This window comes from Nocardia sp. NPDC050718 (genome assembly GCF_040654235.1).
Lineage (GTDB): Bacteria > Actinomycetota > Actinomycetes > Mycobacteriales > Mycobacteriaceae > Nocardia.
In genome coordinates this window covers 151,362-163,866 of sequence record NZ_JBFAHQ010000003.1, presented here as the reverse complement: position 1 = coordinate 163,866, position 12,505 = coordinate 151,362, and the positions used below count along the sequence as shown (strand labels likewise).

9 protein-coding genes and 2 pseudogenes are annotated in these 12,505 nt (G+C 70.9%); 4 read left to right on the top strand and 7 right to left on the bottom strand.

Annotation, left to right across the window (positions count from 1 at the left end; genetic code table 11):
- Positions 1-4 precede the first annotated feature (4 nt).
- The 4 genes and pseudogenes from AB0H54_RS15095 to AB0H54_RS15080 all read right to left on the bottom strand — a co-directional run.
- The gene (locus AB0H54_RS15095) at positions 5-901 is read right to left on the bottom strand and encodes a transglutaminase family protein (RefSeq protein WP_355280986.1); all 897 of its coding nucleotides are present in this window, start codon (positions 899-901) and stop codon (positions 5-7) included.
- Entirely contained in the window at positions 898-4,056 is a 3,159-nt protein-coding gene (locus tag AB0H54_RS15090; protein WP_357345944.1) for a circularly permuted type 2 ATP-grasp protein, read from the bottom strand. Before AB0H54_RS15090 ends, AB0H54_RS15095 begins: the two co-directional genes overlap by 4 nt.
- Before the next feature lie 27 nt (positions 4,057-4,083).
- Positions 4,084-6,174: pseudogene (locus tag AB0H54_RS15085) on the bottom strand (transglutaminase family protein); the annotation flags it as partial.
- An 837-nt stretch (positions 6,175-7,011) separates the two neighbouring features.
- A pseudogene (locus AB0H54_RS15080) lies at positions 7,012-8,283 on the bottom strand (transglutaminase family protein); the annotation flags it as partial.
- A 147-nt stretch (positions 8,284-8,430) separates the two neighbouring features.
- Between AB0H54_RS15080 and AB0H54_RS15075 the strand changes: the two are divergent.
- A complete protein-coding gene (locus tag AB0H54_RS15075; protein WP_357345942.1) occupies positions 8,431-9,072 on the top strand; it encodes a hypothetical protein in 642 nt (213 codons plus the stop codon).
- On the opposite strand, the gene recR is transcribed toward AB0H54_RS15075, so the two are convergent.
- Positions 9,069-9,677 (bottom strand): recombination mediator RecR, encoded by a 609-nt coding sequence (recR, locus tag AB0H54_RS15070; RefSeq protein ID WP_019044526.1) that lies wholly within the window; start codon positions 9,675-9,677, stop codon positions 9,069-9,071. The two genes, AB0H54_RS15075 and recR, sit on opposite strands and share 4 nt — an antisense overlap.
- Complete coding sequence (locus AB0H54_RS15065) at positions 9,677-10,021, bottom strand: YbaB/EbfC family nucleoid-associated protein (RefSeq protein ID WP_355280989.1); 345 nt, start codon at positions 10,019-10,021, stop codon at positions 9,677-9,679. Before AB0H54_RS15065 ends, recR begins: the two co-directional genes overlap by 1 nt.
- A 224-nt stretch (positions 10,022-10,245) precedes the next feature.
- On the opposite strand from AB0H54_RS15065, the gene AB0H54_RS15060 reads away from it, so the two are divergent.
- The 3 genes from AB0H54_RS15060 to AB0H54_RS15050 are packed head-to-tail and all read left to right on the top strand — an operon-like array spanning position 10,246 to position 12,034.
- Positions 10,246-10,812, top strand: coding sequence for a hypothetical protein (locus tag AB0H54_RS15060; protein ID WP_357345940.1), 567 nt, complete (start codon positions 10,246-10,248; stop codon positions 10,810-10,812).
- 44 nt (positions 10,813-10,856) lie between these two features.
- Positions 10,857-11,687, top strand: coding sequence for a MerR family transcriptional regulator (locus AB0H54_RS15055; protein WP_357345938.1), 831 nt, complete (start codon positions 10,857-10,859; stop codon positions 11,685-11,687).
- Positions 11,684-12,034, top strand: a complete 351-nt coding sequence (locus AB0H54_RS15050) for a VOC family protein (RefSeq protein ID WP_355280993.1) — start codon at positions 11,684-11,686, stop codon at positions 12,032-12,034. The genes AB0H54_RS15055 and AB0H54_RS15050 overlap by 4 nt, the downstream gene beginning before the upstream one ends.
- Before the next feature lies 1 nt (position 12,035).
- On the opposite strand, the gene AB0H54_RS15045 is transcribed toward AB0H54_RS15050, so the two are convergent.
- Positions 12,036-12,470 (bottom strand): SRPBCC family protein, encoded by a 435-nt coding sequence (locus AB0H54_RS15045; RefSeq protein WP_355280994.1) that lies wholly within the window; start codon positions 12,468-12,470, stop codon positions 12,036-12,038.
- Positions 12,471-12,505 lie beyond the last annotated feature (35 nt).

Genomic DNA, 12,505 nt, shown 5'->3' with positions numbered 1-12,505 from the left:
GGGACTACACCTCCACCGGGGCAACATCGACCGAGACCGTGATCGTGGACTGTTTGGCGTCGGTGTAGATGATGCCACGCAGTGGCGGAACATCCTGGTAGTCACGCCCCCACGCCACGGTCACGTAGCGCTCGTCGGCGAACTGGTCGTTGGTGGGGTCGAAGGCAATCCAGCGGCCGGTGCGGTCGGTCTCGTCGGTCCCGGGCAGCCAGACGGCCGCCCACGCGTGGGTGGCGTCCACCCCGACCATGCGCTCCTTGCCCGGCGGCGGATCGGTCGCGAGGTAGCCCGAGACGTAGCGGGCGGCCAGGCCACGCGACCGCAGGCAGGCCGCGCCGATCCGGGCGAAGTCCTGGCAGACCCCCTCGCGCGCGACGAAGACGTCGGCGACGCTGGTACTCACCGTGGTCGAGCCGGAGCGGTACCGGAAATCCTGGTGGATCCGGGTGTTCAGCTCGGTCACGGCCTCGAGCAGCGGCCTGCCCGGCGGAAAGCTCTGCGCGGCGTACTCGGCGACCTCCGGCGTGATCTCGGGCGGCAGCAGGTCGAGGGTGAACTCGACCGCGAGCGGCCCGGTGGCCGTGCTCGGCCGGGCCGCCTCCCACGGCACGTCGGCGCCCGGCGTCGTCGACGGGTGCTCGCCGTCGACGTCGACGAGCGATTCGCCGGTGACCTCGAGCGTCCGATGTTCCGATGTCACATGGAAATACGTGGTCGTGTTCCCGTAGACATCGGTGCCGACCGAACGGTCCGACGGCACCGGGTCGATGTGGATCTCGTGCTCGAGCTGCCGCTGACCGGCGAATTCGCGCGGGGTCAGATAGGCCCGGCCGTAGGAACTGGTGACCTCGTCGGAATAGCTGTAGGTGGTCCGGTGCACCACCCGGTAGCGCCTGCTCATCCGACCATCCTGGTATTGCCCCACAGCGGCTGGATACCCACCGGCACAGCGAGTTTGGTGGTCTCGAACGACTCCGACAGCTTGCGCAGCCGCAAGTGCACCCCCTCCAGCAGTTCCACCAGCTCGGTCCGCACGCCCTCGGCGTCGGTCTGTTCGAGGTCGGCCGGGTCGACGCGGCGCAGCATGCGCTGGGCGTCGGCGAGCAGCCGCTGCGAACGCGACGCGCCCGCGCCACCGGGCAGCGCCTGGAAGTCGGCCTCCAGCCGATCGAGCTGGTACACCAGCGAGCGCGGGTTGCCCGCGTCGAACAGCAGCAGTCCGGCCAGCGCGGCGACATGCGCCGAACCACGGTGGCGGCGGCGGTAACTCACCGCCGACTCGGTGGTGACGAGCACCGAGTCGGTGACCACCCGCTCCACCTCCGGCGACCTCGCCTGCGCCAGTGCGGCATTGAGCAGCGAGGTCAGCGCGAGTCCGCGTTCGATCCGCTTGCCGATGTCCATGACGTACCAGCCGGTGTCGCGCACCATCGATTCCGCGCCGATCCCCGACAGCGACAGCAGCGCGGCCAGCGCGAGCGCGTGCACCGAGGAGAGCGCGGTCTCCTTTTCGGTACTGGCGGCCCGGAATTCGGCCAGCGCGCGGTCGACGGCGCCGATGACCATCCAGGTGTCGGCGGAGAGCTGGTCACGCACGGCGCGGGCGGCCGATCCGTAGTGGTCGACCGCGTAGGACAGCGACCCCGGCAGGTTCCGGTCGCCGGTGAGCGCGGACAGGTACGCGAAGCCGTCGGCGGACGCGCCGGCGACGGTCCGTCGTCCCGCGCCACCGCCGCCCGCGGCGTCCATCGGCCGGGTCGTGAACTGCCCCTGCTTCTGTCGTGTGCGTGGCACGGCGGGTTCGGTGTCTCCCGACTGCTCCGCCGTCCGCTCGGCGGCCGTACCGGTGGTGCGCAGCGCGCGGGCGAGCGCACTGGTGCCCGCGCGCTCCCACGGGGCTTCCGGGTCGCCGGATTCCGGTTCCGTGGCCTCCGCATCGGCCGGGTCCGGAGCGCCGGTGTCGTCCGCGGCCGAGCGCCGCTTCCCGGTTTCCGGCGGCGGGGCAGCGCCGTCAGCGGCCGGGGCCCGAGAGGCGTTCCCCGGCTCCTCGACGGCGGCGGATCGGTCGGTTTCCTGGGCCGTGGCGGCACCGTCGGCCGAGCCGGTCGTAGCGGCGGCGGATGCCGCCCGCACCGCGGAATCCGGTGCGGTGGATCCGTCAGCGCCCGCGTCCGCCGGGGGCGACACCCGGACGAGCGCGCCGACCGGCCCGGTTCCATTGGGCAGCACGGATTCCGGCGCGTTGGTGCCGGTGGTCACCGACAGCGCGCGCATCAGGATCGGCAGCGCCTCTGCGCCGTCCAGCCAGGGCCGGTAGCGGTAGTCCTGGTAGACGTCGTGGGTCGCGGCGAGCAGGCGGACGACGGATTCGGCGCGCTCGCTGTAGCGGCCCATCCAGAACAGGTCGTTGAGCACACGGGGCGAGCTGACCGCCTCGACCACCGGCACGGCGCGACGCAGCCGCTCCTCGTGCGGCGTCTCGGCGCCGACGGCGGGCGCGGTGGCGGGTGCGGCGCGCACCCAGACGTCCTTGGCCGCCACCTTGATCACGCTGCGGGTCGGCTCCAGCCGCATCCGCTGCTGGCCGAGCCCACCCGACATCGCGGTGTAGCCGCCACGGCGGGCCAGCGAGAACAACCGCATCCCGACCGGCGCCGGCTTCAATCCCGCCTCGCCTTCGACGGCGGGCGCGACCGAGAACTCCGCGGGTTCCTGACCGACCCACTTCCACCGCTCGGCCTCGATCCGGGCGGCGAGCTCGGCGCGCTCGGCGGCGGCCAGGCTGGGCCCGAAGATGGTCGACCCGTCGACCGCCGACCGGATCACCAGGTCACCGACATGGGCGACGAGATGCGCGCGCTCGGTGTCGTCGCCGCCCCAGTAGGCGGGCGTGCCGTCGAGCAGCAGGTCGGTGCCGAGGACGGAGCGGGCGATCCGGGGCAGGAACGCGCTCAGCGCCGGCGATTCCAGCAGCCCGGAGCCGAGCGTGTTGACCACCGTCACCGCGCCCCTGCGCAACACCTCGACCAACCCGACCACGCCGAGGCGCGAATCCGGCCGCAGGTCCAGCGGATCGGAGAACTCCGCGTCGACGCGGCGCAGCACCACGTCGACCCGTTCCAGGCTGCCCAGCGAGCGCATCCACAGCGCGCCGTCGCGCACCACCAGGTCGGCGCTCTCGACCAGCGGGAAGCCCAGCATCTGCGCGAGATAGGCCTGGTCGAACGCGGTCTCGGAGTGCGAACCGGGGCTCAGCACCACGACCACCGGCTCCTCGCCGTCGGCCAGTTCGGGCGCGGCTTCCTCGAGCATCAGCCGCATGGCCCGCGCGAACGGGGTGAGCGGGCGCGGGCCGGCGTGCTCGAACGCCTCGGGGATGGCCGAGGCGACCACGCGCCGATCGGCCAGCGCGTACCCGGCGCCCGAGGGCGCCTGCGCCCAGTCGGCCAGCACCCGGAACTGTCCGTCGCTCCAGCGGCTGATGTCGCAGGCGTGCAGGAACAGCTGGTGCGTGCCGGGGATCGTGATGCCGTGCGCCGCCCGCACATACCCGGTGTTGCCGAAGACGATCTCCGGCGGCAGCAGCCCCGAACTCAGCAGCCTGCGCGGGCCGTACACATCGGTGAGCACCTCGTCGAGCACCAGCGAGCGCTGCACCAGACCGTTCTCCAGCCGGGTCCAGTCGTCGGCCGAGACCAGCAGCGGGATGGGATCGAGCCGCCACGGCATCGGCGTCGCCGTGTCGTCACCGAGGCCGACCTCGGTGTAGGTGACGCCGTCGTCCTCGATCTGCCTGCGGACCCGGAGATCGATCCGGCCGAGCCCGCCGGTGCCCTGGTCGACGAAGTCGGACGAGAGCTCCGACCACATCGACCGCACCCGCCCGCGACCGTCGACCAGTTCGTCGTAATAGCCCTGGGTGGGCCGACCGCACTCGTCGAAGCGCGATCCCGCCTTGCTCTCGGCCCGGTACCGCGCGAACTGCTCGGCGACCTGCGCGCGTGCGCCCGGTGCCGTCCGGTTCCCGTCCCGTAGCGCCTCGTCGCGCTGTGTCACCGAGCCGACCTCGCTTCCTGTTGTTGCCTACCGGCCGCCGGTCGCGCCCCACACGGTTCGCGCGCGACGTAGATCCAGGATGCCCGGTGCACCGACATCGGTCGACTGCGCCGCGATCTTCGCACGGAGTTCGGCCGGGTCCATCGGATTCACGGTGTGTCCCGCCGCTTCGAAGCGGCGGTTGCGCCGGGACTGGGCCGCCACCGCGTTCACGGGGGCGTCGTCGAAGGCGCGACCGCCGGGGTGCACGACGTGATAGGTGCAGCCGCCGTGTGAGAGTCCGGTCGCCGCGTCGACCAGGTCGAACACCAGCGGCGCGTCCACGGTGATGGACGGGTGCAGCGAGTTCGGCGGCTGCCAGGCGCGATAGCGCACGCCGGCGACCTGCACGTCGGCCTTGTCGGTGGTCAGCAGCGGCACCGGCATCCCGTTGCAGGTCACCACGTACCGGCCGCGATCGGCGCCGACCACCCGCACCTGCAACCGTTCCACCGACGAATCGACGTAGCGGGCCGTGCCCTGCCCGGTGGTCTGCTCGCCGAGGGTCAACCACGGTTCGATCGCGCCGCGCAGTTCCAGTTCGACATCGCCGATCACCGCGGTCCCGATCCGCGGGAAACGGAACTCGGTGAACGGGTCGAGCCAGCTGGTGTCGAAATCGATGCCGTGCGCGCGCAGGTCGGCCGCGACCTCGGCGATGTCGCTCATCAGGAAGTGCGGCAGCAGGTAGCGACCGTGCAGGTTGGCTCCGTGGCGCAGCAGCGGCGCCCGGTACGGCTGGTCCCAGAACATCGCGACCAGGCCGCGCACCAGCAGCGACTGCACCATCGCCATCTGGAAGTGCGGCGGCATCTCGAAACCGCGCAGTTCCAGCAGGCCGAGCCTGCCGCGCGCCGAATCGGGGCTGTAGAGCTTGTCGATGCAGAACTCGGCGCGGTGGGTGTTGCCGGTGAGATCGGTCAGCAGGTGCCGCAGGGCGCGGTCGATATGCCAAGGGGCGGATTGGATCTCGGCCGGGGTGGCGTCGCCGAGCGCCTGTTCGGCGGTGAGCCGGGCGATCTCGGCGAAGGCGATCTCGAGTTCGTAGAGCGAGTCCTCGCGGCCCTCGTCGGCGCGCGGTGCCTGCGAGGTCGGCCCGACGAAACGGCCCGCGAACAGGTACGACAGCGCCGGATGCCGCTGCCAGTAGGTCAGCATCGACACCAGCAGGTCGGGCCTGCGCAGCAGCGGCGAGCGCGCGGGCGTCACCCCGCCCAGGGTGATGTGGTTGCCGCCGCCGGTGCCGCCGTGGGTGCCGTCCACGTCGAACGACTCGGTGCTCAGCCGGGCCAGCCTGGCCTGTTCGTAGAGGGTGTTCAGCACCTCGGCCTGTTCGGCGAAGGAACTGGTCGGCATGATGTTCACCTCGATCACGCCCGGATCGGGGGTGATCGAGAACGTTTGCAACAGTGGATCGTTCGGCGGGGCGTAGCCCTCCAGCACCACCGGCTGGCCGATCGCGACGGCGGCGGATTCCACCCGGGCGATCAGATCGAGGAAGTCGGCCAATTCGCTGACCGGCGGCAGGAACACGTGCAACCGGCCCTCGCGCACCTCGGCGACCAGCGCGGTCGTCGGCGTGAAATGCGCGGGCTCCACCTGAGCGGGCGGTTCGACCCGCTCCGGATCGAGCGGCCGCTGGTACAGCGGGTCGGCCTCGGGCAGCACCGGCGGCGACAGCCACGACACCGAGCCGATCGGCAGCCGCAGACCCGCGGGCGAGTCACCCTCGGCGAGCACGATGCGTCCCGGCCCGTCCTCGTCGCGGCCCCGTCGCAGCTGCCAGTCGGCACTCGCCCAGCCCGCGCCATCGGCCCGGCGATGAATCGGCAGCACGAAGGCCGCCGGCTCGTTGACCGCCTGATCCAGGCTCTCCACCAGCCGCTGCCGCACCTCGGGCGAGTCTTCCCCTGGGTCGATATCGGCGGGCGGTGGATCGCCGTACGGCGCGGACACCGTCGCCGCCAGCCGGGCCAGCGGGTCCTCGAAGGCGGGCCGCACCTGCCCGGCGGGCAGCCCGAGCGTGTCCGCGATCCGCGCGACCAGATCGCGCGCGGCATCGATATCGGCCGCGGGCCGCCGATCCGCCAGCGTCCCGGCCGAATTCAGCGGCTGCGTATCAGCGGCCCTGACCCCCGCCTTCTTCCGCCGCCGCTTCCCCTTCTTCTTGTCCTTCTGCTTCTTCCCCTTCGCCGGCTTCCCCGCCTCGGCCGTCACCACCTCGACCGGTTCCCCGAACGCCGCCGTCTCCCCGGACGCCGCGTGGTTCCCGATCTCGGTCACCCCAGCGTCCGCAGCCGCATCGGCACCGAGCACCTCGGCAGCCGCGGTCAGGTCGGCGGACGCGGACTGCTCCCCCGGCTCGGCCAGCTCAGTGGTCTCGCCCTCCGAGCTGGTCTCGGCCAGACCTTCGGCCACGGCCGGATCGGCGGACTCGGTCAGCACGCCAGACGCAGCCAGCACGCCAGACGCGGACAGCTCGGCAGGCTCCACCAGTTCGGCGAGGTCTGTCTGCTCGGCCAGGTCGGCCTGCTCGGCCAGGTCGGCCTGCTCGGCCAGGTCGGCCTGCTCAGCGAGGTCGGCCTGCTCAGCGGGCTCGATTGTCTCGGCAGACACAGCGGAGTCGACGGACGCGACCGAGCCGACAGATTCGGCCACGGCAACGGACTCGGCCAGGTCGGCGGGTTCTACCAGTCCGGCGGCATCGATTGCCTCGCCGGACGCAACCGAGTCGGCAGACGCGATCGAGTCGCCGGGCTCGGCCGAATCAGCAGACGCGGCCATGTCGCCGGGCTCGGCCGAGTCAGCGGGCTCGGCCGAGTCAGCGGGCTCGGCCGAGTCGCCGGGCTCGGCCGGTGTGACAGGGGTGTCGATGAGCGTCGGTGGGCCTGACAGCACGCGCTGGGCGACCGGGGTCCACGGGTCGGCGAGGAGGTCTTGGCGGCGCCAGACCGGTTCGCCGTCAGCACGCCAGGCGATGGCGATCTCCCAGCGCGGCAACGGTTCTCCGGGGTACCACTTGCCCTGGCGGTACTGGACGATGCCGGTGGGGGCGTAGAGCGAACGCAGGCGGTCGGCCAGGTCGACGGCGCGCTCGCGTTTGTGCGGGCCGTCGGCGTCGGTGGTCCACTGGGCGCTCATCTGGTCGTCGATGGAGACGAAGGTGGGTTCGCCGCCCATGGTCAGGCCGACGTCGGCGGCCGCCATCCGCTTGTCGATGGCGGCGCCGGAAGCGGTGATCCGCTCCCACTGGGAATCGGTGTAGGGCAGGGTGACTCGCGGGTCCTCGTGCACCCGGCGCACCACATTGCTGAATTCGAGGGTGGCCTCGGTGATCCCGGTCGCGCCGGTGATCGGGGCGGCGGCGCCGGGATGCGGGGTCGCGGCGAGCGGGATGTGGCCTTCGCCGGCGAACAGTCCGGAGGTGGGATCCATGCCGATCCAGCCCGCGCCCGGCAGGTACACCTCGGTCCAGGCGTGCAGATCGGTGAAGTCGGCGCTGGGCCCCGACGGCCCGTCCAGCGACGGCGTGTCCGAGGTCAGCTGCACCAGGTACCCGGAGACGAACCGCGCGGCCAGCCCGAGTTCGCGCAGGATGCCGACGAGCAGCCAGGCCGAGTCCCGGCAGGACCCGAGCCGGGTGCGCAGCGTGTGATCGGGCGACTGCACGCCGGGCTCCATCCGCACCGTGTAGTCGACGGTGTTGCGCAGCGCGTAGTTCAGCTCGACCAGGTAGTCGATCGAGCGGATCCGTCCCTGTGCCCGGTGCACCCGCACCCAGTCCTTCAGCAGCTCCCCCGGCCCCGAGCCGGGCTCCGCCTCGTCGACCGGGCGCAGGTAGGGCTCCAGGTCCGCGGCCAGCGCCGCGGGATAGTCGAACGGGAAGTACTCGGCGTAGTCCTCGACGAAGAAGTCGAACGGATTGACCACCTCGAGATCGGCGATCAACCCCACGGTGATCGACAATTCCTTGGTCGGTTCCGGAAACACCAGCCGCGCAACGAAATTGCCGAACGCGTCCTGCTGCCAGTTGATGTAGTGCGCGGCCGGCGACACCTGCAGCGAGTACGCCTCGATCGGTGTCCGCGAATGCGGCGCCGGCCGCAACCGCACCTCGTGCGGATGCACCTCGACGAGACGGTCGAAGGAGTACGCGGTCCGGTGCTCGAGTGACACCTTGATGCCCATGCACTCAGTTGACCACAGACCACCCGCGCGGCGGGGCGTGACGAAACCGGAGTTTCCCGACGGGCATCAGGTCGAAACCCGCAGGCAACACAGCCGCACCAAAGGCTGCCGAACCAGCACGAACCGACCGACCCGTAGGCTGACCGGGTGAGCTACGACCACATCCTCTTGCCGTCCGGCGTCGCCACCTCCGTCGACGAGGTGGACGCGTACCTGGCTGCCCAGGAAGGTCAGCCGGAGTCCGCGGAGATCGTCGAGATCGCGACCGAACTGAACGCCCGCAACGCCGAACTACCGGTGGACGACTCGTTCCTGAGCGTCGAGTCGGTCGGCGGCGCGAACGGGGCGACGCTCTACATTCCCTCGCCGTACGACGCGATCGGCTTCGTCCGCAACCTGCTCTTCGACCTGGCCACCCCGCGCGGCTACGCCGTCTACGACCCGCAGCTGACCTGGCTGATCGACCCGGCCGGGCACGTGCCGATCGCCGTCACCCACGGCGGCGCCGGCGAATTCCCGTATCTCACCGAGGAACTGGCGCGGCGCTGGGTCGCCGGACTGGCCGACCCGAACCCGTACCTGATCGTCGAGCGCGGCGAGCAGCGCTACATCCAGACCTACCGCGACCCGAGCGGCCCCTACACCCTGGAGTACCGCGACGGGTCCCCGGACAAGCACTTCGGCGCCACGATCGACGATCCGGCGCAGGTCGCCGACATCATCTGGGCCTGGACCACCGAGGACCCCGCCGCGGGCAAGGGCGTGGACTGGACCCGCGTCGAGTTCTAGAGCGCCCGCCGACCAGACAGCGCGCGGCCCAGCGTCAGCTCGTCAGCGAACTCCAGGTCGCCGCCCATCGGCAGGCCCGAGGCCAGCCGGGTGACGGTGAGCCCGGGGAAATCGCGCAGCATGCGCACCAGGTAGGTGGCCGTCGCCTCGCCCTCGGTGTTCGGGTCGGTCGCGATGATCACCTCGCTCACGTCGACGCCGTCGTCCTGATTGCCGATGCGGGTCAGCAGTTCCCTGATCCGCAGCTGATCGGGTCCGACGCCGCTGAGCGGATCGAGCGCACCGCCGAGCACGTGGTAGCGACCACGGAACTCGCGGGTGCGCTCGATCGCCTGCACGTCCTTGGGTTCCTCGACCACGCAGATCATCGTGCGGTCGCGGCGCGGGTCGGCACAGATCCGGCACAGCTCACCGTCGGCGACGGTGCCGCACGACACGCAGAACTGCACTCCGTCGCGCACCTTCTGCAGCGCCGCCTGCAACCGGTCGATCTCCGGCGGCTCCACCTGCAGCAGGTGGAAGGCGATGCGCTGGGCGCTCTTCGGACCGACGCCGGGCAGCTTGCCCAGCTCGTCGATCAGATCCTGGACCGGACCCTCATACATCAGAAGTCGGGCAGACCGGGCAGCGAACCGCCACCGAGTCCCTGCGAGAGCGGGCCGAGGCGCTCGGCGGCCAGCTTCTGCGCGTTGGCCATGGCGTCGTTGATCGCGCCGATCACCAGGTCCTGCAGGCCGTCGACATCGGACGGATCGACGACCTTCGGGTCGATCGTGAGCGCGGTGACCTCACCGCTGACCTTGATGGTCGCCGCGACCAGACCGCCACCGGCCTGACCCTGCACTTCGGACTCGGCGAGCTCGGCCTGGGCCTGCATCACGGCCTGCTGCATCTGCTGGGCTTGGGCGAGCAGGGCCTGCATATCGAACTGACCACCATCGGGTTGCACAGCACGTCCTCTCAGAAGTTTCGTCCGCGTCAAGCGTAGTCCTCACGCGCCGCCGGGATACTCCCACACCCGCCCCGGCGATGGCGCATACCGACCGGGCCGTTACCCGTGACCTGCTCGGTAACAGGTTGATTGCTGCCTGTCCGCGATGAAACCCGCCCGGGGACTCGTGCCTAGGATCGAACCTGGGTCGGGACAGGGTTCAGCAATCCGAGGGAGAACTGATGAGTGTCATTCGCGCGTCCTTGATCACCGCCACGCTCTCCGCCGTCGGCCTGCTCGTTCTGCCCACGGCGCCCGCGTCGGCCGACCCGGGCGCGGAGATCACCGACTACGGTCGCGGCTGTGTCGTCGACCCCGGCAATTCCGCGGTGACCCTGGATTCGCTGCGTTTTCGCTGCAGCGTCACCCAGCAGGATCAGATCTACCGCGACGCGCGCGAGGGCGCGGTGCCGACCGGCGTCACCAACGGCTGGCTGACCCGCCCGCCGCAATTCGAACCGATGGCGGCGTCGCTGTGGATCGGCAAGGTGTTCCGCACCGGACCCGACGGCGGCAGCCTGACCAATCGCGTCACCAGCGCGGGCATCGAGGCCTTCCCGGCCGACGTCTACCGGGCGGGGTCCATCCTCGACGGCGGCCCGACCTGGGCCCTGAACTACGCGCCGTCGCCGACACCGCAGGTCTACGACGAGATCCGCGAGATCAGTCCGGGCGTCTGGTTCGGCTACTCGTGGTGGCGGGAGGGCGACTGGCCGCTGATGGCGGCCTTCGTGCTCGCGCCCGCGTGAGTCGTTGTTGACCCTCCCCCCGCTGGAGGGTGTTGGCTGAGCTCATGACAGCCACCGTGGCGATCGGCGAGTTCGCCCGCCTCACCCATCTGAGCGTCAAGACGCTGCGCTACTACCACGAGATCGAGCTGCTGGCCCCGGTCGCGGTGGACGCGGGCACCGGCTATCGCCGGTATTCCACCGACCAGGTCGAGACCGCGCACCTGATCCGCAGGCTGCGCGATCTCGACATGCCACTGCCCGAGATCCGCACGGTGCTCGCCGCGGCCGAACCCGCCGACCGCGACGCCACCCTGCGCGCCCATCTGACCAGGATGGAAGCCGAATTACAGCGCACCCGCGACGTGGTCGCCTCGCTGCGCGCGCTGCTCACCGTGCCCGCGCCGCCGCTGCGGGTGGACTACCGGGTCGAGCCCGCGTTCACCGCGCTCACCCGCACCGAATCGGTCGACCGCGACGCGATCGCGCCGTGGTGCGGCACCGCGTTCGAGCAGCTCTACGTGAGCCTGCTCGCCGCGGGCGTGACGCCGGGCGGGGTCGCGGGCGCGACCTATTCGACCGAGTTCTTCACCGAGGCGGCCGGGGCGGTCACCGCGTATGTGCCGCTGCCGCCCGGCACGGAGCTGGTCGTACCCGACGGGCTCGCGATCACCGCGTTCCCGGCCCGGCGCTTCGCCATCGCCGTGCACACGGGCGCGTTCGAGGACTTCGACCGCACCTACGGCGCGCTCGGCAGCCACGTCGCCGAGCACGACACCGTTCTTCCCGACGAACCGGTCCGCGAGCGCTATCTCGTCGGACCGGACATCACCGATAACCCGGCCGACTACCGCACCGAAGTGTGCTGGCCGATCACCGAAGGAGAATCCCGATGACTCTCGCCCTTGGCAACGTCACGTTCGACTGCGACGACGCGAGCGCGCTGGCGCAGTTCTACGCCCAGCTGCTCGATCGCCCCGTCGACCCGGAGGCCTCGGCCGCCTTCGCCACCGTCGGCCAGACCTCGGGCGCCTCGCCGGTGCTGATGTTCGTCCAGGTGCCGGACAAGACGCCCGGCAAGAACGTCGTGCACCTGGACTTCCACTCCGTCGAATGGCGTAACTACGTCGAGCGCGCGATCAGCCTGGGTGCCAAGCACGTCGGCGACTTCGACGAGTACGGCCAGCAGTGGGTCACCCTCGCCGACCCCGAAGGAAACCTCTTCGACATCGGCAAGGAGTGAACTAGGCCAGTTCGCGGGCCAGGTTGGCCAGCACCTCGGCCTGGATCTTCTTCAGGCCGAGGGGCGCGAAGATGCCCTCGAAGATGCCCGAGACGCCGCCGGCGCCGGTCCAGGTGGTGCGGAGGGTGACCTGGGCGCCCGCGCCGTCCGGGGTGACGGTCCAGGTGTTGACCATCGAGGAGTTGGCGTCGCGCTCGGTGAGGATCGAGTCCGACACGGTGACGCTCGCGCGCACGTTGCGCGAGCGCTTCTCGGTCGCCTGCAGCGTCCACTCCACCACGGTGCCCGCGCCCTTGCCGCCCTCGACGACCTTGTAGTCGCGGTAGTGCGAGGAGAGGATGCGCGGGCGGATCGTCTCGTAGTCGCCGATCGCTTCGAGCGTGCGCTGCGGATCCGCGGCGACGACGATCGAACTGCTGGCGCTGACCTGTCCCACTGTTGACTCCTTGTCGGGGGTGCGATATCTCGACC

Excerpts from the sequence above, each read along its gene's own strand:
- AB0H54_RS15050 (WP_355280993.1), top strand. The coding sequence starts at position 11,684 with ATGACTCTCGCCCTTGGCAACGTCACGTTCGACTGCGACGACGCGAGC.
- AB0H54_RS15055 (WP_357345938.1), top strand. The coding sequence starts at position 10,857 with ATGACAGCCACCGTGGCGATCGGCGAGTTCGCCCGCCTCACCCATCTG.
- AB0H54_RS15095 (WP_355280986.1), bottom strand. The coding sequence starts at position 901 with ATGAGCAGGCGCTACCGGGTGGTGCACCGGACCACCTACAGCTATTCC.
- recR (WP_019044526.1), bottom strand. The coding sequence starts at position 9,677 with ATGTATGAGGGTCCGGTCCAGGATCTGATCGACGAGCTGGGCAAGCTG.
- AB0H54_RS15060 (WP_357345940.1), top strand. The coding sequence starts at position 10,246 with ATGAGTGTCATTCGCGCGTCCTTGATCACCGCCACGCTCTCCGCCGTC.